This window comes from Bradyrhizobium sp. Leo78, assembly GCF_059512425.1.
The window spans coordinates 182,989-204,249 of sequence record NZ_JCAMOT010000008.1 but is presented as its reverse complement, the minus strand read 5'-3'; the positions used below and the strand labels follow the sequence as shown (position 1 = coordinate 204,249).

At 63.5% G+C, this 21,261-nt stretch carries 21 protein-coding genes; 9 read left to right on the top strand and 12 right to left on the bottom strand.

What is annotated here, in order from left to right; translation table 11 throughout:
• Positions 1-109: 109 nt before the first annotated feature.
• Positions 110-1,264, bottom strand: coding sequence for a ribonuclease D (gene rnd / locus AC5ZG1_RS13340; protein WP_028165885.1), 1,155 nt, complete (start codon positions 1,262-1,264; stop codon positions 110-112).
• Positions 1,265-2,000: 736 nt separating this feature from the next.
• Positions 2,001-3,227: a chromate efflux transporter gene (gene chrA, locus AC5ZG1_RS13335; protein ID WP_496133134.1), complete on the bottom strand. Its 1,227-nt coding sequence runs from the start codon at positions 3,225-3,227 to the stop codon at positions 2,001-2,003.
• A 142-nt stretch (positions 3,228-3,369) separates the two neighbouring features.
• On the opposite strand from chrA, the gene AC5ZG1_RS13330 reads away from it, so the two are divergent.
• Together AC5ZG1_RS13330 and AC5ZG1_RS13325 are read left to right on the top strand one after the other, a co-directional pair.
• On the top strand, positions 3,370-3,579 hold the full coding sequence (locus AC5ZG1_RS13330) for a hypothetical protein (RefSeq protein ID WP_496133133.1): 210 nt from the start codon (positions 3,370-3,372) through the stop codon (positions 3,577-3,579).
• 199 nt (positions 3,580-3,778) lie between these two features.
• Positions 3,779-4,330, top strand: a complete 552-nt coding sequence (locus AC5ZG1_RS13325; protein WP_496133132.1) for a hemerythrin domain-containing protein — start codon at positions 3,779-3,781, stop codon at positions 4,328-4,330.
• 258 nt (positions 4,331-4,588) lie between these two features.
• On the opposite strand, the gene AC5ZG1_RS13320 is transcribed toward AC5ZG1_RS13325, so the two are convergent.
• From AC5ZG1_RS13320 to AC5ZG1_RS13310, 3 genes are all read right to left on the bottom strand, one after another.
• Positions 4,589-5,092, bottom strand: coding sequence for a NuoB/complex I 20 kDa subunit family protein (locus AC5ZG1_RS13320; RefSeq protein WP_080663859.1), 504 nt, complete (start codon positions 5,090-5,092; stop codon positions 4,589-4,591).
• Between the two features lie 17 nt (positions 5,093-5,109).
• On the bottom strand, positions 5,110-5,313 hold the full coding sequence (locus AC5ZG1_RS13315) for a hypothetical protein (RefSeq protein WP_051396938.1): 204 nt from the start codon (positions 5,311-5,313) through the stop codon (positions 5,110-5,112).
• 200 nt (positions 5,314-5,513) lie between these two features.
• Positions 5,514-6,992: a protein adenylyltransferase SelO gene (locus AC5ZG1_RS13310; protein ID WP_130228056.1), complete on the bottom strand. Its 1,479-nt coding sequence runs from the start codon at positions 6,990-6,992 to the stop codon at positions 5,514-5,516.
• Positions 6,993-7,184: 192 nt separating this feature from the next.
• Here AC5ZG1_RS13310 and aspS point away from each other — a divergent pair, with 192 nt between their 5' ends.
• Positions 7,185-8,957: an aspartate--tRNA ligase gene (aspS, locus tag AC5ZG1_RS13305; protein ID WP_496133131.1), complete on the top strand. Its 1,773-nt coding sequence runs from the start codon at positions 7,185-7,187 to the stop codon at positions 8,955-8,957.
• 3 nt (positions 8,958-8,960) lie between these two features.
• On the opposite strand, the gene AC5ZG1_RS13300 is transcribed toward aspS, so the two are convergent.
• On the bottom strand, positions 8,961-10,937 hold the full coding sequence (locus tag AC5ZG1_RS13300; protein WP_496133130.1) for an aq_1923 C-terminal domain: 1,977 nt from the start codon (positions 10,935-10,937) through the stop codon (positions 8,961-8,963).
• Positions 10,938-11,196: 259 nt separating this feature from the next.
• Here AC5ZG1_RS13300 and AC5ZG1_RS13295 point away from each other — a divergent pair, with 259 nt between their 5' ends.
• Together AC5ZG1_RS13295 and AC5ZG1_RS13290 are read left to right on the top strand one after the other, a co-directional pair.
• The gene (locus AC5ZG1_RS13295; protein ID WP_496133129.1) at positions 11,197-13,506 is read left to right on the top strand and encodes an NADP-dependent malic enzyme; all 2,310 of its coding nucleotides are present in this window, start codon (positions 11,197-11,199) and stop codon (positions 13,504-13,506) included.
• 160 nt (positions 13,507-13,666) lie between these two features.
• Positions 13,667-14,119: a DoxX family protein gene (locus AC5ZG1_RS13290; protein ID WP_130228060.1), complete on the top strand. Its 453-nt coding sequence runs from the start codon at positions 13,667-13,669 to the stop codon at positions 14,117-14,119.
• 113 nt (positions 14,120-14,232) lie between these two features.
• Here AC5ZG1_RS13290 and AC5ZG1_RS13285 read toward each other — a convergent pair whose 3' ends face one another.
• From AC5ZG1_RS13285 to AC5ZG1_RS13270, 4 genes are all read right to left on the bottom strand, one after another.
• Positions 14,233-14,793: a dihydrofolate reductase family protein gene (locus AC5ZG1_RS13285; RefSeq protein ID WP_456645241.1), complete on the bottom strand. Its 561-nt coding sequence runs from the start codon at positions 14,791-14,793 to the stop codon at positions 14,233-14,235.
• Positions 14,794-14,807: 14 nt separating this feature from the next.
• Positions 14,808-15,809 (bottom strand): polysaccharide deacetylase family protein, encoded by a 1,002-nt coding sequence (locus AC5ZG1_RS13280; protein ID WP_496133128.1) that lies wholly within the window; start codon positions 15,807-15,809, stop codon positions 14,808-14,810.
• Positions 15,810-15,954: 145 nt separating this feature from the next.
• Positions 15,955-16,530: a glutathione peroxidase gene (locus AC5ZG1_RS13275; protein WP_496133127.1), complete on the bottom strand. Its 576-nt coding sequence runs from the start codon at positions 16,528-16,530 to the stop codon at positions 15,955-15,957.
• A 317-nt stretch (positions 16,531-16,847) separates the two neighbouring features.
• Positions 16,848-18,431: a L,D-transpeptidase gene (locus AC5ZG1_RS13270; RefSeq protein WP_496133126.1), complete on the bottom strand. Its 1,584-nt coding sequence runs from the start codon at positions 18,429-18,431 to the stop codon at positions 16,848-16,850.
• Between the two features lie 240 nt (positions 18,432-18,671).
• Between AC5ZG1_RS13270 and AC5ZG1_RS13265 the strand changes: the two genes are divergently transcribed.
• The 4 genes from AC5ZG1_RS13265 to AC5ZG1_RS13250 all read left to right on the top strand — a co-directional run bounded on the left by AC5ZG1_RS13265 (position 18,672) and on the right by AC5ZG1_RS13250 (position 20,692).
• Positions 18,672-19,220 (top strand): CreA family protein, encoded by a 549-nt coding sequence (locus tag AC5ZG1_RS13265; RefSeq protein ID WP_051396930.1) that lies wholly within the window; start codon positions 18,672-18,674, stop codon positions 19,218-19,220.
• Positions 19,221-19,413: 193 nt separating this feature from the next.
• Entirely contained in the window at positions 19,414-19,599 is a 186-nt protein-coding gene (locus tag AC5ZG1_RS13260; protein ID WP_456645236.1) for a hypothetical protein, read from the top strand.
• A gap of 428 nt (positions 19,600-20,027) precedes the next feature.
• Positions 20,028-20,189, top strand: coding sequence for a hypothetical protein (locus AC5ZG1_RS13255; RefSeq protein WP_456645235.1), 162 nt, complete (start codon positions 20,028-20,030; stop codon positions 20,187-20,189).
• A 98-nt stretch (positions 20,190-20,287) separates the two neighbouring features.
• A complete protein-coding gene (locus AC5ZG1_RS13250; RefSeq protein WP_028165871.1) occupies positions 20,288-20,692 on the top strand; it encodes a hypothetical protein in 405 nt (134 codons plus the stop codon).
• A gap of 136 nt (positions 20,693-20,828) precedes the next feature.
• On the opposite strand, the gene AC5ZG1_RS13245 is transcribed toward AC5ZG1_RS13250, so the two are convergent.
• Positions 20,829-21,083, bottom strand: a complete 255-nt coding sequence (locus AC5ZG1_RS13245; RefSeq protein WP_496133125.1) for a DUF6719 family protein — start codon at positions 21,081-21,083, stop codon at positions 20,829-20,831.
• Between the two features lie 5 nt (positions 21,084-21,088).
• Positions 21,089-21,241, bottom strand: coding sequence for a hypothetical protein (locus AC5ZG1_RS13240; protein WP_196237334.1), 153 nt, complete (start codon positions 21,239-21,241; stop codon positions 21,089-21,091).
• Positions 21,242-21,261: the final 20 nt, after the last annotated feature.

The following is a 21,261-nucleotide window of genomic DNA, read 5'->3' as shown; positions in this document are numbered from 1 at the left end:
GTAAAGGGATGATGCCGCAACCTATGGGATGAAAGTGCACAAAGTGTTGCTTGCGACCTGGAATTTCAACACAAGTCCGCTGGGTTTGCGCACGGCGATAACTACCCGGCTACTCCTTGGCGCGTTCCACCTTGACCACGCGTCCCTTGTCGATCGCAAGCGCCAGCCGGCCGTGCTTGAGCTTGAGCGCCGCTTCGCCGAATAATTCGCGGCGCCAGCCGTGCAGGGCGGCGACGTCGGCATGATCGTCGGCGGCGATCTGCTCGAGATCGTCGACGGTCGCGATCACCTTGCTTGCGACTGCGTGCCGCTCGGACGTCATCCTGAGCAGCACCTTCAACAGTTCGACGATCGCTGCACCGTTGGAATTGTTGCGCGGCTTCTCGATCTTCGGCAGCTTGGCGAAATCCCGGGCGAGCCCGCGCTGCACGGCGGCAATGATGTCCGTGCCCCATTTCGAGCGCTCAAATCCTTTCGGCAGCGAGCGTAGGTTGGCAAGCTTCTCCAGCGACGTCGGCGCATGCGTTGCGATATCGCCCACCGCCTCGTCCTTCAGCACGCGCGAACGCGGCACGTCGCGACTCTGCGCCTCCTGCTCGCGCCATGCGGCGACCTCGATCAGCACCGCGAGCTCGCGCGGCTTCCGCACCCTGGTTTTCAGCCGCTCCCAGGCGCGCTCCGGATGGAAGTCGTAGGTGCGGGGCGAGGTCAGGATCTCCATCTCCTCGCTGACCCAGTCGTTGCGGCCGCGCTTCTTCAGGTCGGCATCGAGCGCGGTGAAGACGTCGCGCAAATGCGTGACGTCGGAGACCGCGTATTGGGTCTGCTCGGCGCTGAGCGGGCGGCGCGACCAGTCGGTGAAGCGGTGGGTCTTGTCCGGCCGATGGCCGGTGATGCGCTCGACGAGCTGGTCATAGGCGATGCTGTCGCCATAGCCGAGCACCATGGCCGCAACCTGCGTGTCGAAGATCGGGTGCGGGATGGTGTTGGCGCGGTGCCAGACGATCTCGATGTCCTGCCGGGCGGCGTGGAATACCTTCAGCACCTGCTCGTTGGCCATCAACTTGAAGAACGGTGTGAGGTCGATGTCGGGAGCGAGCGCGTCGATCACGACGGCCTCGTCCGGGCTCGCCATTTGCAGCACGCAGAGCAGGGGGTAGTAGGTCGTTTCCCGCAGGAACTCGGTGTCGACGGTGATAACGGGGTGGGCGGCCAAGCGGTCGCAGGCCGCCTGCAGTTCCCAGGTGGTGTTAATCAGATCCATGAACAGTCCATGACGCTTCCGACACGCGTTCTGCCGAAAGCGCAGGTATGTCAAGGGGCTTGGCTGCAATTCTGGCCCTGCATAGGCTCAGGTCAGGCCGCGCGGAACAGGCGGCGGACGCCGCGTGGGCGTCGCAGGGCGCGAAAACGGTGGTTGGGCCGCCGCCTTACTCGTGACGACCGTGCCTGGAGGGCCGCCGAGCGGCGGGCATTGCGAGCACGACCAGGCAGAGAGCCACCATCGCCATTCCCACGAATTCAAGAGCAAAGGCTTCCATCGGCAATCTCCCTAACAAAGTCGTAAGACTTGTCGGGATCGGGTTGACGGTCTGTTAAGGGATTTGGTTACCGGCCGTCCGCCGCCGCGATGGTGGATGCCGGGTTAATGGCGGGGCCGCGTGACGGTCGCTGGTGAGGCGGGCACTGATGTCACCCCCTCATGGTGAGGAGCGCACCGGGTCCGCGCAAAGCGCGGCCCGAATGACAGGCTCCGTGCGTCTCCGGAGGCTGCTTCGCATCGCCTTGAGAACCATGAGGCCCCGCCGGTGGCCTCGCCCTTCGAGACGGTCGCTTCGCAACCTCCTCAGGGTGAGGGAATGGCTCGAGTACCCATCCTGCGGTTAACGAATAGCCCGACAGTGTTGGCTGCCGGGCGCACGTAAATATGCCTACATGAACGCCTCACCCTAGAACACGAAGGCGACCGAAATCCTATCCGGGAAAACACTGGTCAAGCGTCACAGGATCGCCGCGCCAATTCCCGCGATGGCGCTGAAGGCGACGACCACGAGCGGCGGTGCGCGCCAGGCGATGAGCAGCACGAATCCGACGAGGGCAATCGCAAAGTCCGTGGGCGTCTGCACCGTGTTGGTCCATACCGGATTGTAGAGCGCCGCGCCCAGGATGCCGACGACCGCTGCGTTCACGCCGCGCATCATCGCCTGGGCGCCCGCACGTTTGCGAAAGCTGTCCCAGTACGGCAGCGCTGCCAGCAGGATCAGGACGCCCGGAAGGAATATGCCGAACAAGCCGATGAGGGCTCCGGCGATGCCGTGCGGCGACGTTTTGACGACGGCGCCGAGATAGGCGGCGAAGGTGAAGAGCGGTCCTGGGACGGCCTGGGCGGCGCCATAGCCGGTCAGGAATACGTCGTCGCCGACCCAGCCCCGCGTCACCACGGCCTCGCGCAGCAGCGGCAGCACGACATGGCCGCCGCCAAACACGAGCGCGCCGGAGCGATAGAAGGCGTCGAACAAGGCAATGCCCGCGTACGGCCACAGCCGTGCCAGGACCGGCAGGCCGACGAGCAGGATCAGGAACGCCGCCAGTGCGACGAGGGCGGCGGCGCGGGACACCGGCACGGCGAAATGGCTTTCTCCGCTCGGCTGCGCGGCGCGGCAGAGCCATAGTCCGGCGATGCCGCCGAGCAGGATCGCGCCGATCTGCGCTACCGATGATGTGCTGAACAGGATGATGAGTGCGGCGACCGTCGCGATCGAGGCGCGCTCGCGGTCGGGGCATAGGGTCCGCGCCATGCCCCATACCGCTTGAGCTACGATCGCGACCGCCACGAGTTTGAGGCCGTGCACCAGCCCCGTTCCGACCGGTCCGCTCAAGGCGCTGGCGCCATAGGCAAACAGCAGGAGCGCGATGGCTGATGGCAGCGTGAAACCCGTCCATGCCGCCAGCGCGCCGCGATAACCTGCGCGCATCAATCCGAGCGAGAAACCAACCTGGCTGCTCGCCGGACCGGGCAGGAATTGGCAGAGCGCCACGAGGTCCGCATAGGATTGTTCGTCGAGCCATTTGCGGCGCTCGACGAATTCGCTACGGAAATAGCCGATATGGGCGATCGGGCCGCCGAACGACGTCAGCCCGAGCTTGAGGAAGACCAGAAGCACTTCGAGCGGCGAGCCCGCGCGTGGAGGTTTGGCCTCGCTGTCTGAAGTCCGCTCAATGTTCATCGTCCAGAATTCCCATCAGACAAGTTCCCGCGCCGGGATCGATGCAGGAACCGCAGTTCTCTTGAACTGTTAACGCGCCAACCGTGACGCCCGTCCATCGACTGCGTCGGGCTATCACAACTCAGCACGCAGGAGACTGGTCATGGCAAGTGCCGCCGAACGGGATCTCCGCCATCATACGCAGAAAATGCGAAAGGCGTTACACGACATAAAAACCCACCTTCGCGAGGACATCGCGAAGGTCGATGAACCACAGCTCAAGGCCATGTTCGAGACTTCAGCCGAGGTGATCGGCGGGCTGGAAAAAGCGTTCACGGATTACGAGCAGAAGAACGAAGCGGCTTGGCGCTAGAGCAGGATGACGGCGGGCATCATCCCTGTGAGGAGCCTGTGAGATGAACCGGGATGTCGATATCAGGAAACGCGCTCTGATCACGGGGACTGCCGTGACGGGAATCATCGCGACCGCGGGACTGATCCCGCCGTCACTCGCTGTAGCGCGGTCCAAGGAGGAAAAGGAGAAGACAGAGGTCACGCCGCCGGAAGATTTGATGCGCGAGCACGGCGTGCTCGATCGGGTGCTTCTGGTCTACGAAGCGGGGCTCCGCAAGTTTGCCGCTAAGGAGGATTTCGACCCCTCGGTCATGACGCGCGCTGCCGAGATCGTGCGCGACTTCATCCACAACTATCACGAGGAGTCGGAGGAGCACGCGGTCTTTCCACGCTTCAAGAAAGCCGGAAAGATGGTCGACCTCGTCGACACGCTGCTGATCCAGCACAAGGCCGGGCGGGGTGTGACCGAGACGATCCTCCGAACGGCACCGGGCAGTCGGCAGGATGGCGAGGACCGGCGACAGCTTACCGACTCGGTTCGCGCCTTCATCGCGATGTATCGTCCCCACGCAGCGCGCGAAGACACCGAGCTGTTCCCGATGCTGAGGAGCCTGGTTTCCGCGCATGGGTTCGATGCAATGGCCGAGGATTTCGAGCGAAAGGAACATCAGCTCTTTGGCGACGACGGGTTCGAGATGATGACAAAGCGGGTGGCTGATCTGGAACGACAAACCGGGATCAACGATCTCTCCCAATTCACCCCGCGATGAAACGCGCGCCGCAGTTGCGGCAGATCAATACGAGGTGGGCCAGCGGCACTAGGATATCAATGTAGCCGAACAGCTTGACGGGCAGGTTGTTGAGGTTATGGGGCTCGGCCTCCTAGGCACACCGGGCCCCACCTTAAATCTTCGTAAGATTGAGTGGAGCGAAATCCGTAGGATGGGTAGAGCGAAGCGAAACCCATCATTCGCGGCTTGCTCATCGCGATGGGTTTCGCTTTCGCTCTACCGATCCTACCGCGATTATCATCGTTCGATGGTGCCGGTGCGACGGATTTTCTTCTGCAACAGCATGATGCCGTAGAGCAGGGCCTCTGCGGTTGGCGGACAACCGGGGACGTAGATGTCTACCGGGACGATGCGGTCGCAGCCGCGCACGACTGAATAGGAATAGTGATAGTAGCCACCGCCATTGGCGCAGGAGCCCATCGAGATCACATAGCGCGGCTCCGGCATCTGGTCGTAGACCTTGCGCAAGGCGGGAGCCATCTTGTTGCAGAGGGTTCCCGAGACGATCATCACATCGGACTGTCGCGGTGAGGCGCGTGGCGCGGCGCCGAAACGCTCGATGTCATAGCGCGGCATAGAGACCTGCATCTGTTCGATGGCACAGCAGGCAAGGCCGAAGGTCATCCACATCAGCGAACCCGATCGCGCCCATGTCACGAGGTCATCGAGCGGCGCGACGAAGTAGCCGCGATCGCCGAGGTTATGCTCTACATTTTCTGCCAGTGACAGGGTGTCCAACATACGCGGTCTCCCAACACTCAGGCGGTATGTCCGCCCGGATCGGCATTCTTTGGTGTCTTCTTGGCCCGTTGCGGCGTCATCCTTGCCGGGTCCGGTTGCCCGGGCACTCCGCGCGGACCGAATTGCTGTCGTTGAAGATCATCCTCGGAGAACTCAGGCTCGACGCCGTTCGGCTCGACGCGCTTTATCGGAGTTCCCGGATCGCGATTGCGCTCGTTCATGCCATGCTCCATCGCTGATGGGTGTCGGGCCAACGACGGGAGCGGCGAATTGTTGCTAAGGAAGGCAGGCAAGCTCAGCGCGTCATTCCGGGATGCGCCGTAAGGCGCAGGCCGGAATCCATTGGACCGCCTGCGCTGCCGGCGAAATGGATTCCGGGCTCGATGCTTGCGCATCGCCCCGGAACGACGGGGAGGTCGGCTCACGTCCCGCAAAATGTCTGCAGCACGCGCTGATCCGGCAGCGGCGGCTCGGCGTAAGCTGCGTATTGCGGCTGGTCGTCGTAGGGTTTTGACAGCACCGTCAACAGTTCCTCGAACGGCGCGTAGTTGTCATCGTTCGTCGCCGCCGCAATCACTGCTTCGACGCGGTGGTTGCGCGGGATGAAGGCGGGGTTGACGACGCACATGGCCGAGTGGCGCTCGGACGGCGTTTGTGGCTCGAGGGCAAGGCGTTCCCGCCAGCGCGTGGCCCATTCGTCGAAGGCCTGCGGATCCATGAACTGGGCGCGGACGTTCTCGTCGGCCGATGCATCCAGGGCTGCATCGCCGAGGCGGCGGAAGGTGAGGGTGAAGTCGGCCTGGTTTTTCGCCATGGCATCCAGGAGACCCTCGATCAGCGCCTCATCGCCGTCGCGTTCGCTAAACAGGCCGATCTTCCGACGCAGACCCGCTGCATAGGCGGCGCTGAACTTCTCGGAGAAATCGCCGAGGATGAATTGCGCCTGTTCGATCGCCTTCTCCTGGTCGTCGGAGAACAGCGGCAGCAGGCATTCAGCCAATCGCGTCAGATTCCACAGCGCGATCCGCGGCTGGTTGCCATAGGCGTACCGGCCCATCTCGTCGATTGAAGAGTAGACTTGCGCGGGGTTGTAGTCGTCCATGAAGGCGCAGGGGCCGTAGTCGATGGTCTCGCCCGAGATCGAGGTGTTGTCGGTGTTCATCACGCCGTGGATGAAGCCGACCAGGAGCCAGCGCGCGACGAGCTCGGCCTGGCGGGCGACGACGCCTTCGAGCAAAGCGTGATACGGACGATCCGACTTTGCCACTTCAGGATAATGCCTGTTGATCACGTGATCGGCGAGGGCACGCACGCCATCGGTGTCGCCGCGGGCGGCGAAGAACTGGAAGGTGCCGACGCGCACATGGCTCGCCGCCACACGTGTCAGCACCGCGCCGGGAAGCGCGGTCTCGCGGATCACATGCTCGCCGGTGATGACGGCCGCGAGCGAACGCGTCGTGGGAATGCCCAATGCGAACATCGCTTCGCTGACGATGTATTCGCGCAGGACCGGGCCGAGCGCGGCGCGGCCATCGCCGCGGCGTGAGAACGGGGTCGGGCCGGAACCCTTGAGCTGGATGTCGCGGCGGACGCCGTCCCGGTCAATGACCTCGCCGAGCAGGATGGCACGGCCGTCGCCAAGTTGCGGAACGAACTGGCCGAACTGGTGGCCGGCATAGGCCATCGCGATGGGGTCGGCGCCCTCGGGCAGGCGCTTGCCGGCGAGGATTTCCGCCCCTTCCGGGGTGTCCAGAAGGTCCGGATCGAGCCCGAGTTGAACCGCGAGCGGCCGGTTGAGCTTGATCAGGCGCGGGGCGGCAACCGGGGTCGGCGCGACACGGGCGAAAAAGTTCGCCGGCAGTGCCGCATAGGAGTTCTGGAAGGGGAAATGCACCGTCATAGTGTAAAGATAGGCTCGGGCCCCGATTAGGCAAACACTTCGCGCCATCGGGGCCGAAAATGTCCGGTTCGGGCGCAAATCAGGGCGTTCCCTTGGTTGCCGCACCTCGCGGCCTCGGGTAAACCGACCCCCAAATTCGGGCAGGCCGCTGGCCGCCCGATTCGAACCCTCCGACATCTGTTTGGGAAGTCCATGCATCGCTACCGGTCACATACATGCGGCGCGCTCCGCGAGAGCCACATCGGCGAGACGGTCCGCCTTTCCGGTTGGGTCCATCGCGTTCGCGACCATGGCGGCGTGCTGTTCATCGACCTGCGCGATCATTACGGCATTACGCAATGCGTGGCGGACCCGGATTCGGCGGCGTTCCACGATGCCGAAAAGCTGCGCTCGGAATGGGTGGTGCGGATGGACGGCAAGGTCCGCCGCCGCCCCGAAGGCACCGACAACCCGGAACTTCCGACCGGGCAGGTCGAGATCTATGTCAGCGAGATCGAGGTGCTCGGCCCCGCCGCCGAGCTGCCGCTGCCGGTGTTCGGCGAACAGGAATATCCTGAAGACATAAGGCTTAAGTACCGTTTCCTCGACCTGCGTCGCGAGAAGCTGCACCAGAACATCATGACCCGCGGCGCGATCGTCGATTCCATGCGCAAGCGGATGAAGGAGCAGGGGTTCTTCGAATTCCAGACGCCGATCCTCACCGCATCCTCGCCGGAGGGCGCGCGCGACTTCCTGGTGCCCTCGCGCATCCATCCCGGCAAGTTCTACGCGCTGCCGCAGGCACCGCAGCAGTACAAGCAATTGATCATGATGTCGGGCTTCGATCGCTACTTCCAGATCGCGCCCTGCTTCCGCGACGAGGATCCGCGCGCCGACCGCCTGCCGGGCGAGTTCTACCAGCTCGACGTCGAAATGAGTTTTGTGACTCAGGACGACGTATTTGCGGCGATGGAGCCGGTCATCACGGGCGTGTTCGAGGACTTCGCCAAGGGCAAGCCGGTCACCAAGAACTGGCCGCGGATTCCATTTGCTGAGGCGATCCGCAAATACGGCACCGACAAGCCCGATTTGCGCAACCCGATCGTGATGCAGGAAGTCTCCGAGCACTTCCGCGGCTCCGGCTTCAAGGTGTTCGCGCGGATGCTGGAAGACCCGAAGAACCAGGTGTGGGCGATTCCGGCCAAGGGCGGCGGCAGCCGCGCGTTCGCCGACCGCATGAACTCCTGGGCGCAGGGCGAGGGCCAGCCGGGCCTCGGCTACATCTTCTGGCGCGAAGGCGGCGAGGGCGCGGGCCCGCTTGCGAACAACATCGGTCCCGAACGGACCGCTGCGGTCCGTGAACAGCTCGGCCTGCAGGAAGGCGACGCGGCATTCTTCGTCGCCGGGGAGCCCGACAAGTTCTGGAAGTTCGCCGGCCTCGCGCGCACCAAGCTCGGCGAGGAATTGAACCTGATCGACAAGGACCGGTTCGAGCTCGCCTGGATCGTCGACTTCCCGATGTATGAGTACAACGAGGAAGACAAGAAGGTCGACTTCTCGCACAACCCGTTCTCGATGCCGCAGGGCGGATTGGAAGCGCTGCAGACGCAGGATCCGCTGACCATCAAGGCCTTCCAGTACGACATCGCCTGCAACGGCTATGAGATCGCCTCCGGCGGCATCCGCAACCACAAGCCGGAAGCGATGGTGAAGGCGTTCCAGATCGCGGGCTATGGCGAAGAGGACGTGGTCGAGCGTTTCGGCGGCATGTACCGCGCCTTCCAGTACGGCGCGCCGCCGCATGGCGGCATGGCGGCGGGGCTCGATCGCATCGTGATGCTGCTCTGCGGCACCACGAATTTGCGCGAGATCTCGCTGTTCCCGATGAACCAGCAGGCGGGCGATCTCCTGATGGGGGCGCCGTCGGAAGCCACGACGAAGCAGCTCCGCGAACTTCATATCAGGGTGAATTTGCCCAATAAGTGATGCTCAGAGTCCCGTCGAGGCCTCGACCTGGAATTGCGCGAGCGCGATCAGCGGGTCGGTCTTGAGGAGCTGAACGAGCTGAAGCCCCGGCACCTTGCCGCGGGGCGTCAGCTTGATGATCAGCGTTTGTCCGGGACTCTCGACAAAGCGGACCACGGCGTCCACCGCGGCGGCGGCATCGGGATTGGCGGCGACGGCTTGGCCAAACGCCTTGATCTGGTCGATGATGGCACCTCTCGCCGCCTCGCGACTGACATTCTGAGCTCGGGCATATTGCGCGACGATCAGATCGACGCAGCCACCGTCGCGCAAGCTGAGCTCGATGGCTCCGGCCTCAATCTGGCCGGCGAGGCTCGCTGCTTGCATCGGATCGGTGGAGAACACGGCTCGCGGCACATTGGCGAGCGCAACGCGGGCGGACGCCTTCAGCAGGTTGCCGATCTCGAGGCTTGCGGGCGCGAGCACGAAGGCGCCGGACTGTTCGGTCCAGCCCGCGCCGAGATCCAGGGCGATGGCCGCCCGGTCGATGCCGGCCGCCACAAGCGGCTGCATCGCCGGATCGGTCCCGTCTACGGGCACGTTCAGCTTCGCCACCAGATGCGCCTTGCTTGGGACGGGGCCGACGAACTGGCCCCAGCTCAGGCTGATGGTGTCGATATTGACGAGCTTGTCGGTGTCGCGGAAGGGCGTGGCCGCGCCCTTGACCTCGATGCCTTCGAGCACCCTGAACAGACCGAAAATTTCATCCGGCGTGGTCCTTGGCTCGGCGTTGGCGCGCGCCGCGAAGCGCATCAATTGCGGGATGTCGAAGGAATTCAGCGCAAGACGGTCGAACCTGAACGGCCCCTTTGGCGTCTCGACGTCCAGGCCCTCAAGCGCCAATTGGCCGCGGCCGTTTTCCAGATTGGCGCGGATCGCCGCCAGCTTGAAAGGCCCCTGCGGCGTCAGCATCGTGTGTCCGCGCAATTCCGCATTGCCGATGCGGATGCCCTCATAGACGTCAGCCATCTTCGCCATGATCTGGCGCGCCTGAGTCTGGGTCGGAGGGCCGGCTCCGGGCTGCGGCATCAGCGCGAGGATCGCCGCCAGTTGCAGCTTTGACGGCCGCACGGCGATATCGTCGACCGTGATGCTGTCGATCTGCGCCCGCATGCCCTGGTCGGTGGCCAGCACATAGGGGCCGGCCGAGACTTGCCGGTAGATGCGGTGATAGCTGTCGTCGTTCGACCTCCCGGGATCGAGCACGGTGCCGGCCGCAGCGGCGTCGAAATCATGGGCGACGAGATTGGAGAGAGTGCCGGTCAGTTTCGCGCGCTTGCCCGCCTGCGGCGTGTTCACCGTGAAGGCGAAGCTGTCCGCCTCGGTGCTGGCGACCTTGCCATCCCTGATGTCTTGTAGCGCAACGCCCGAATAGGCGAACTCGCCACCATCAGGCGTCGCCGCGCCACCATTGATCGTGCCGGTCACCGACGGGATTATGACCGATGAGGCCGCAACCGCAGTGAACTGCTGGAGCGCAAAGCGATAGATGTCGAGCAGGGATTCGGAGGCCGGCAGTTGCGCCGGGGTGGAGGGGCCGGAATAATCCTTCACCGTGAAGCGCGGCACCTTGTAGGTCACCCTGGCGGGGACCTTGTCGGTCACCTCGGTTGCCAACTCGATATCAGCCAGCTCGATGCTCTCCGCGGAGACCCGGGTCCGGTCGGGCTGGCGGACACCGGTGGCGGTCAGGCTCGCGATCCTTAAGCGCGCCGGTGGCTGCGCCGCCGATTCGCCCACGATGTCCACGACCGTGACGGTGCGCGCCAGCATATCCACCGTCACCTTGCCATGGCTGGCCTTGCCGCCGGCGGCGCGCACCTGCGCGAAGGCGGCCTCGATGCCGCTGGTCATGCGATGCTGCACGTAGAGATTGAAGCCGAGCAGGCCGGCGGCGGCGACCACGACCGCGGCGATCAGGCCGATCAAAATCCGTATCATCCGGTCAGCTCCGAATTACCGATCATCCCGGGGACAAATTGCCATGTTCTCAAGGGGATGACCGGAGAAGGAAAGGGCGGTATGGCTTCAAATATTGCGCAGGCGGGCGGCTGTTGACGGGAGTGCGATCCGATGTTGCATCGAGGGGGCCCGGCGTGCTTCACATCCGGCTCCATCTGCCGGACAACTGGCCTTGTTAGACTGCATAGAACAAGACTTGCATAGAATAAGAGCTTGAGGCCGGAAACGCGAGAGTACGATGTCATCCTCTTCTGAAGATCTCCATTCGGCGGCGCTGGCCTATCACCGGCTGCCGCGACCGGGCAAACTCGAAATACAGGCGATCAAGCCGCTCGCCAACCAGCGCGACCTGGCGCTCGCCTATTCGCCCGGCGTCGCCGCCGCCTGCACCGAGATCGCGAAGAACCCCGCCGAGGCGGCCTCGCTGACGGCGCGCGCGAACCTGGTCGCGGTGGTCAGCAACGGTACCGCGGTGCTTGGGCTCGGCAATATCGGCCCGCTGGCCTCGAAGCCGGTGATGGAAGGCAAGGCGGTGCTGTTCAAGAAATTCGCCGGCATCGACGTGTTCGACATCGAGATCAAGGCCGACACGATCGAGCGCGTGGTCGAGACGGTGGCGGCGCTGGAGCCGACCTTCGGCGGCATCAATCTGGAGGACATCCGCGGTCCGGAGTGTTTCGAGATCGAGGCGCAGCTCAAGGAGCGGATGAAGATCCCGGTCTTCCATGACGACCAGCACGGCACCGCGATCATCGTCGGGGCTGCGATCGTCAATGCGCTGCTGCTGAACGGCAAGAAGCTGTCCGAGGTGAAGATCGTCTGCTCCGGCGCGGGTGCAGCCGCGATCGCTTGCCTCAATCTGCTGGTGTCGATGGGGGCGCAGCGCAAGAACATCTGGGTCTGCGACATTGACGGCGTCGTCCATGAGGGCCGCAACACCTCGATGGACCGCTGGAAGGCGGTCTACGCGCAGAACACGGATGCGCGGGTGCTGGCCGACGTGATCGGCGGCGCCGACATCTTCCTCGGCCTCTCGGCGCCGAATGTGCTGAAGCCGGAAATGGCAAAGCAGATGGCGGAGAACCCGCTGATCATGGCGCTCGCCAACCCGGTGCCGGAGATCATGCCGGACGAGGCGCGGAAAGCGCGCCCCGACGCCATGATCTGCACGGGACGTTCGGACTTCCCGAACCAGGTCAACAACGTCCTGTGCTTTCCCTTCATCTTCCGCGGCGCGCTCGACGTCGGTGCGACCGCGATCAACGAGGCGATGAAGCATGCGGCGGTCGACGCGATCGCGCAGCTCGCGCGCGATCCGCCCTCGGATGCGGTCGCGTCGCGCTACGACACCGGTGAGACGCAGGGTTTCGGGCCCGGCTCGCTGATCCCAAGCCCCTTCGACCCGCGCCTGATCCTGCGCATTGCGCCGGCGGTGGCAAGGGCGGCGATGGAATCGGGCGTAGCGACACGGCCGATCAAGAATTTCGACGAATACACCGCGCTGCTCGAGCGCTTCGCCTTCCGCTCCGGCCTCGTCATGAAGCCGATGTTCGCCAAGGCCAAGACGCAGCCGGTGCGCGTGATCTACGCCGAAGGCGAGGACGAGCGCGTGCTGCGCGCCACGCAAGTGGTGCTGGAAGAGAAGCTGGCGCGGCCGATCCTGGTCGGGCGGCCCTCGGTGGTGGAAGCCCGCATCAAGCGGTTCGGCCTTGCGATCCAGGCCGGCAAGGATTTCGACCTCGTCAACCCCGAGGACGATCCGCGCTATCGCTCCTATGTGCAGTCCTATATCGAGGTCGCCGGCCGGCGCGGCGTGACGCCGGATGCGGCACGCACGGTGGTGCGCACAAACAACACTGTCATCGCGGCGCTCGCGGTGGTGCGCGGCGAGGCGGATGCCATGCTGTGCGGCGTCGAGGGCCGCTACATGAGCCATCTGCGCCACGTGCGCGAGATCATCGGCTTCCTGCCTGGGGTCAGCGACTACGCGGCGCTGGCGCTGATGATCTCGACCAAGGGCGCCTATTTCATCGCCGATACGCAGGTACGGCCGAATCCCAGCCCGGAAGAGCTGTCGGAGATGGCCTCGCTCGCGGCGATCCACGTCCAGCGCTTCAACTTCAAGCCCAGGGTCGCGTTCGTGTCGCATTCGGATTTCGGCAGCTACGACACTGAATCCTCGCGCAAGATGCGGCGCGCCACGCAGCTCCTTAAAGAAAAGCATCCGGAGATCGAGGCCGACGGCGAGATGCAGGGCGACACCGCGCTGTCCAAGGCCGTGCGCGACCTGGTGCTGCCGGCATCGAAGCTGGAAGGCGAGGCCAACATCCTGATCATGCCGAATCTCGATGCGGCCAACATCGCCTACCAGATGATCAAGTCGCTCGGAGACGCGCTTCCCGTCGGCCCGATCCTGATAGGCCCGGCGCGGCCGGCGCATATCCTCACGCCGTCGGTGACGGCGCGCGGTGTCCTCAACATGACGGCGGTCGCCGCGGTCGAGGCGCAGGAGCGTGCGGGCCGCGCGCAGCCGACCTTGTTCGGCTAGAGCATGATCCGAAAAGCTCCTGCTCAAACAAGAAGATGAGATCATGATCCGATTCATCGGATCATGATCTTGGCGGAGACGAATTCGAATTGCTCGCGGCAGGCGGAACGACCATAATCGTTCCGGGCTCGGTTCACGACTGCGATCAATGGGGACGACTATGCCGGGGTTCATTGCTTTCGGACGAGTTTTGTTCGCCGTCCTGTTCATCTATTCGGGAGCAACCAAGCTGTTGGCGATCCAGGCGACCGCGGATTCCTTCGCAGCCAAGATCACCATTCCCGAGATTGCAGCGCCCTATGCGCACCAGCTTGAAACCTTGGCGGCAATGCCGATCATGCAGTTGATCGCGATTTCGGTCGGCGTGTTCGAAGTCATCGCCGGCCTGATGATCGCATTGAACTGGCTGGTGCGATTCTTCTCGATCCTGCTCATCATCCTCGTGGTCGGCGCGACCTTCTACTTCCACGATTTCTGGAATCAGCCGGCGCCTGACAACGCCCACACGCTGATGGAGGCGCTGAAGAACCTGTCGATCATCGGCGCGCTGTTCATCCTCGCCGGCTACGGCCGCACGCCGCGGAGCACTGAGGCAGCTTACGGTGATGCGTGAGAGACTTGTAGCCCGGGTGGAGCGGAACGCGTAACCCGGGATGGCGGTATCCGTATTTGCGAGCGGCGCCGGGTTATGCTGGCGCTGGCGCTTCCACCCGGGCTACGGCAGCCTCACGCTGTGTCGCGCCGCCACGGCGTGACGGTGACGCCTTGGTTCGCATCGAGGATTTGCGGCTCGCCCGGCTTCAATCCGTGGGATGCAAGGATCTGCTGCGGCGAGCGGGCAGGGACGCCGGGAAAACAGGGTTCTCCGTCCGGCAGGTTCACCCCCGGCGCCTGCGACAGCCAGAACGTGTCGTAGCGGTCCATGAACATATCGAACACTGAAGGACCGCCGATGATCGCGACAGTGCCGGAGGTGACACCCGCTTGCGCGCTCGCCGTCTCGAACGAGGCGCCGGCGGGATTCCAGAGCGTAGCTTTCGGATTCGCGGGATCGGCCGCGATGGCGGGGACCTTGCGCGTCACGATGATGCGTTTTCGCTGTGGCGAGTTCGGCTGGTCTTCGTAGGAATTGCGGCCATGCACGATCAAGTCGGCACGGTCGAGGGCGGCGGAGAAGAATCTCTTGTCGCCCTCGAATTTCAATTCGTTCGGCATCACATTATTTGCGTTCGCCAGCCGGCCATCGGCGGAGACAATCACATAGCCTTCGAAACGCAACGCCGGCACGACGACTCGGGAGGCTATTCGTTGACCGTCGTCACGACGCTGTTGACCGGCCGTGCGCTCACCGTCGGCAGCTTGGCGTCCTTGGCCAGCTCTTCCTCATATTTCGGCAGCACCTGCACCGGGGATTTGGCGCGCATTGCGACGACCTTGTAGCCGCCGGCCTTCAGCCGGCTCAACAATTCGGGCAGGGCTTCGGCGGTGTGCTTCTGGAAGTCGTGCATCAGGATGATGCCCTTGCCGAGCTTGTCGACCTTCTTCATCACGGTGTCGATCACCGTCTGCGGCTTGCTCGCCTTGAAGTCGAACGAGTCGAGGTCGCAGGAGAAGATGGCGACGTTGCGGGTGCCGAGATAGGTCACCATTTCGGGCGGATGCTGCAGCGCCGGGAAGCGGAAGAATGGTGAAGGCGAGACGCCGAGCGCCCATTTGACCGCGGCGAAGCCCTTCTCGATCTCGTCCTTGCGCTGGTCTTCAGTCAGCTTCTTGTTGTTCAGGTTGGCATGCGACCAGGTGTGCGCGCCGACGGTGTGGCCGGCATTGTAAACCTGCTTGAGGATCTCGGGATGGTAGGTCGCGTGCTTGCCGATCGGGAAGAAGATGCCGGTGGTGCATTCGTCCGCCAGCGCCTTCAGCACGGCGGGCGTGTTGTTCGGCCACGGGCCGTCGTCGAAGGTGAGGACCACCTCGTGGTCGCGCAGGAAGTCGAGCTGCTTGAAATGCTCGAAGCCGAAGCCGGGTCCGCCTGTCGTGTCGATCTCGACCGTGCGGCCGACGCCGAGCGCGTTCGGATTGTTGCAAGCGGCGCGTGCGGGCTGCGGTGGCTGTGCGGGGGCGGCCGCAGGAACCGGCGCAGGCGCCGCCTGCGGAGTGGCCGCCTGCTGCGCGGGCGCCGGAGCGGCGTTCGCGCCTTTGGCGGCGGGAGCACCTTTGACCGTTGGGGGAGTCTGCGACCAAACCGCGGTGGACGAGAGCAGCGAAACTGCGCCCGCCAAAATCAGACCTGCCGCAATGCGCATGGCTGTGTTCCCTAGAGCTATCGTGCGGGTGGAGGTATCCAAAGCCCGCTCGAACTGCCGCCCACCCCAACTAATAGTAGCCTAGATGGTCACACCCCGCCAATGCAACGGAGGCCGACTTCCTGCACAGGTAAATTGCAGGGGATCAGGCCGCCGCCAGCGCCCGGGCGATGGTGGTCTTGACCCTCGTGTCCTCCGGCGCAACCGACTCAGGGAAGACGTCGGCGATGTAGCCGTCGCGGCCGATCAGATATTTGTGAAAGTTCCAGCGCGGGACATCCTTCGGACGCGCCTCGGCAGCCCATCTGTAGAAGGGATGCGCGTTGGGGCCTTTCACGACGGCCTTGGCCGCCATTGGGAAGCTGACGCCATATTGGTGATGCGCGGTCTCGGCGATTTCGGTGGCGCCGCCGGGCTCCTGGCTCCCGAAATCGTTGGAGGGGACGCCGATGATGACGAGGCCACGGTCGCGGAACTCCGTCCACAGCGCCTGCAGCCCCGCATATTGCGGGGTGAAGCCACAGAGCGAGGCGGTGTTGACGATCAGGAGCGGACGGCCAGCTTGCTCGGCAAGCCGGATGTCACCGCCCTGCAGCGCCGGAAACGAGAAGGCGTAGGCGGTGACCCGACTCATCGCCGGCTCTGCCTGCAAGGTCCGGGAGTACAAAGGTCCGACCAATACCGCCACCGCACCCGCGACAAAAATCCTGCGGCTGATCATGGCCACTCCCCTTCAGCGTGAAGATTCGCCGAACAATAACCCGGCCGGGTGGAGCGGGGCTTTCAACAAGACGTTACGGCGGAGAGGCGAAGCCGTGCTTGCGGCGTCGATTTGCGTGTCATTCCGGGGCGCGCGAAGCGCGAGCTGCGATGTGCAATTGCACATCGGAGAATCCATTCATCCGCACGTGTTGTGGCCCGATGGATTCCGGGTCTGCGCCTTCGGCGCATCCCGGAATGACGGAGGAGAGAGCCTCAATTTCTCAATTTATTGTGCTGGAGAAGGCCGGAGCTGGTCTGCGCTCCCAGCCAAGACGTTCAGCGCAGCGGGATGATGAAGTCCGTGCCTTCGCCGGTCTCGCCCTGGTTGATGCCCTGGTCGGAAACGATGATCGAGCCGCCCGTGGTCAGCGCCTCGTTGACGCGCGCCATCGCGTCCTGCGGGATGGTGATGCGGTCGAGCGCTTCTGCCGGGCTGCTCGCGAGCGGCTGCGGCTTGACCTCGGCGGGGGCCGTCGCGCCGCGGCGGCGCCGTCCCGGGTAGGCATCTTCCTCGAGCCGCACCGCTGTGCGTGCAGTCGGCAACGAGACCACCGACCAGCGCAGGAGGTTGGGATCGCCCTTGTCGACCCGGGCGGTGAACACATGCGTGCCCAGCGGCCGGTCGCCAGGCGCGATCACCACGGGCACCTCGAACAGCGGCGCAAAATTCTGCCGAACGTAAAGCCTGGAATCCTTGCGGCTGATCAGGACGGCGATCTGGCCGGTCCGCTTCGGCTGATCGAGCTTTGCGGCGGCCGGCAAACGTGAACCATCCTTCTTGACGTCGGCAGCGGGCGCGTCGCCCGGCTTGGCGGGCTCAGCCGCTTGCTCGGATTCCTTGGGCTCGGTCGATTTGGCGGCGTCGACTTTCGGTGCATCCTGCTTGACCGCTTCGGCCGTTCTCGCGGCTTTCACACGTTCACCGGCAAGGGCTTCGGATTTCGAAGCTTCCGTGCTGGCAGTGATGTCGATCGGATTCTGCTCGCCGGCTGAGTTCGCTTCGCCGACCGCGCTGTTGTCCAGCCGGGTGGCCGGCATCGCACCGCTAGCGTCCGCAGTATGGGTCTGCTCGCGTAGCGATGTTTGCAACTCGGCATGACCCACGGTGGCGCGCAGCTCGATACCGGGTTCGTTGGCAGGCTTGAGCTCCGCGCCCTTGTCGCCCTTGACGCCAAGCGGAGCATCCACCTTCGGTTCTTCGGCAACGGGTTGCGGCGCCACCTTTTGCGTGGCGAGCAGCGGATGCGAGAAAGCAGCGGGCGTGATTTCGCCGGGCGTGACGATGACGCGGGCGCCCATCTTGGTCCAATTCCACATCTTGATCGCGAATGACATCGGCATCCGGATGCAGCCGTGCGAAGCCGGATAGCCGGGCAGCACGCCGGCATGCATCGCGACACCCGACCAGGTGATCCGCTGCATGTAGGGCATCGGCGCGTTGCTATAGATGTTGGAGTGATGGAATTTGTGTTTCTGGATGACGCTGAAGATACCCATCGGGGTGGAGTGGCCCTTCATGCCGGTCGAGACCGGGCTCTCGGCAAACAGACCGTTGGCGTCAAAGACCCGCATCTTCTGGTCATGGATCGAGACCGTGATGATCAGCGGAGTCTGAGGCTTGATACCGGTTTCTTTCTGCGGGGCTGCAGCTTTTGCAGCGGGCTTGCGCGGCTTCTGCCGCCGCGGCTGAATCTGCGGCTCGGGCTGATAGTAGGTGGGATCATAGTCACGGTAGTAGTAGAGCGCGGCATCCGCCTGCGAGGCGGCGCCGAGCGTGCCTACCGTCGCCAGAAGCGCGATCTTCCAAGCCCGTTCACTTGCAGTATGCAATGTTGAAACCCGACGTCCGCTCACGCGCATAGTCCTTAAGATTCCCAGTCCGCTATTGGTTGGTTGTCGCAGAGGCGAAATACGTTCACCAGCGCAGGCACTTTAACCCTTCTGTGATCGTAGCGCTTTTCGTAGAAAGCGTAGCAAAAAAGCCTCACATTAGGTTAAACCGGCCAACGCGCCTCTCAATGCGCGCAGCCTTTCCTTTCAGCCTTTTCTTGCAGCCTTTTCGCCATACATAGGCCGCGCCAACAACGTAGCGGAGCCATCATGCACGCCAAAGCCATCACTTCTCCGCAACTGCCTTGGAAGAGGCTGGCTTTGGCCACAGTCGTCCTGGCGCTGGGACTGGTGCAGGCGGCAGTCGCTGCCGACGAGCCTGACCTGATCTTCCGTCGCTCCACCGTGTTCAAGTGGATTTCGCCCAACGACAAGCTCGCGACCTATGGTGTCGACGATCCCGAGGTCGAGGGTGTGGCCTGTCATTTCACGGTGCCGGAGAAGGGCGGCTTCAAGGGCTGGCTGGGAGTAGCGGAGGAAGTCTCCGACATTTCACTGGCTTGCCGGCAGATCGGCCCGATCCGCTTCAAGGACAAGATGAGCCAGGGCGACGACATGTTCCGCCAGCGCCGGTCCCTGTTCTTCAAGAAGATGCAGATCGTCCGCGGGTGCGATGCCAAGCGCAACGTGCTTGTCTACATGGTCTATTCGGACAAGCTGATCGAAGGCTCGCCGAAGAACTCGACCTCTTCCGTGCCGATCATGCCGTGGGGCGCGGCCGACGCTGTCGTGCAGAAGTGCGGCGACTTCATCCAGTAGTGGAAGAAGGGCTAGAGCATTTTCGGTTCTGATTGAATCAGAACCGAAGCTCTAGATTCTTGTTTTGACGCGTTTTCTTCACGCGAACCGCTGTCCACCCTCGGATCAAGTCCGAGGGCATGCTTCGCTCGAAAACGTTCTAGAACTGCCGTTTCTTCCAGTCGGACCCTCGCATGCTGGCCTGGAGGCGGGCTTGGGGATCGCGGCAGCCCACGAGGCGCACAAGCTTCTGCTGCGCGCATTCATTGTCACCCATGACGTGGATGTCCTGCTGCGACATCGCACCCGCCATCTGCTGCTGGCCGGGTTTGCGGGTCGCGGTTTCCTTGCCAACATCGATGTTGCCATTGCCCACGACTGCGATCCTTCGTTGGATTGAGAGAAGTAGCTAACGCGCGACCATCAACAAAGGTTGCGAGTTGTGCGACTGAGTCGGTGGAGCAAGCTGTTGGGTTCAGTTCGCTGCAGTGCTCCTAGCGGCCAAAGATTAAGAACTCGCGACGTTGTTGATCGGCACCCTGATAATCTAGCGCCAAACCGCGGTTGCCGGCGTTGATCTATGTCATTCGCGCGGTGATCATTTCTTCGCTGGTGGCGAGGCACGGCACGAGGGTGCTGGTGTACCAGAAATGCGGGTGCTGAAATCATTGCGTTTTCTGCCCCAATGTTTCGTCGCGCCGAGCCCACGAAACAATTCGGCAGTGGAATGAAACCATTTTGAGGTTTTCGCGCAGATGTCCGGAAACAGGGCGTGGTTATCAAACCGCCGTACGACGGCGGGAACGTTGGAAGACCGGAGACAGCCAAATGCGGACGATCAGCTTCATCCTTGCCTTCGCCTTCGTCCTGGCTGGACCCTCAATGGCCGGGTCCTCCAACAGCGACCTTCCGGGGATCGGCAGCTTCTCTTATATGGGTTCGCCGATTGCAGGCGCCACGACTCAGGCTATCGTCGTTGCCGCCAACTGAGCTCCTTGTTTGAGCATGATCTTTTCGGAAAACCGGTTTCCACTTTTCCGGATCATGCTGTGAGAAGTCTGCAGGAAAGCCGACGGTAAATGAACTGCATGCTCTTGCGCACCTGTCTCGCCGTCATCGCGGCATCGATCATTTCTGCCAGTTCGGCGCAAGCGCAGGCGCCGACAGCGCATCAGACCCAGCCGGTGCAATTCCGCACCCTGTTCAAGGTGCTGCCCGACCCGCGCGGTGAATTCGTGCGCCAGTGCGCCCCCCACATGCTTGGCCGCTGGGCGCATCCGGAAGCTGTATGCGGCTGTCTGCATGATTATGCTGCCGCCACCGTCGAGGATCCCGATCTGCGCGAAGCCTTGCTGCGCGGGATCAGCGAGACCGGCGTGCCGACGATCGAGACCGACTGGGTGCCGCCGTCAAAGCAGTCCGAGATCGGCCCGACCTTCACCAAGATCGCGAAGCCGACGCTGCAGTGCATGTTCGATCCGGCGACGGAGTGAGCGGCGTTTCTCGATCATCCCACGAGGTCATCGCCCGGCCTTGACCGGCGATCCAGTATTCCGCGGCGCTTCTTGCGCGCACAACTGGCAATGTTGGTTACTGGATCCCCCGCCTGCGCGGGGCATGACGGACACCTCAGCGCTTCTTGGTGCCGAGGCGCGGGATGCATTTGCGCACGCGCGTCACGCCCTGGCTCGTCATCTGCGAGCCCGAGACTTCCTTGATCTGGCCCGCAGGGCATGATCCATCGTCGACCATCACGCGCTGGCCCAGCCGCAAATCGATGATGTCCTGCTCGCGTCCCAGCACCTGGGCCGACGCTGACAGCGGTGATGCAAGCCAGCCAAGCAGCACGATGCAACCGACGCGCAGAACTCTTTCCGAAATCATCAGCATCACTTGCCTTGGATCTTCAACCCGTCGGGGCCGACGTTGATCTGGAAACCTTCGGGCTGCTTCTTGGCCTGGTAGAGCTGGTAGCTGAGCACGCCGATGACGGCGAGCAGCACACCGATGATCAGATACAGGACGTTGCGATTGCCGGGCATCCGGTATCTCCGCCGTACAG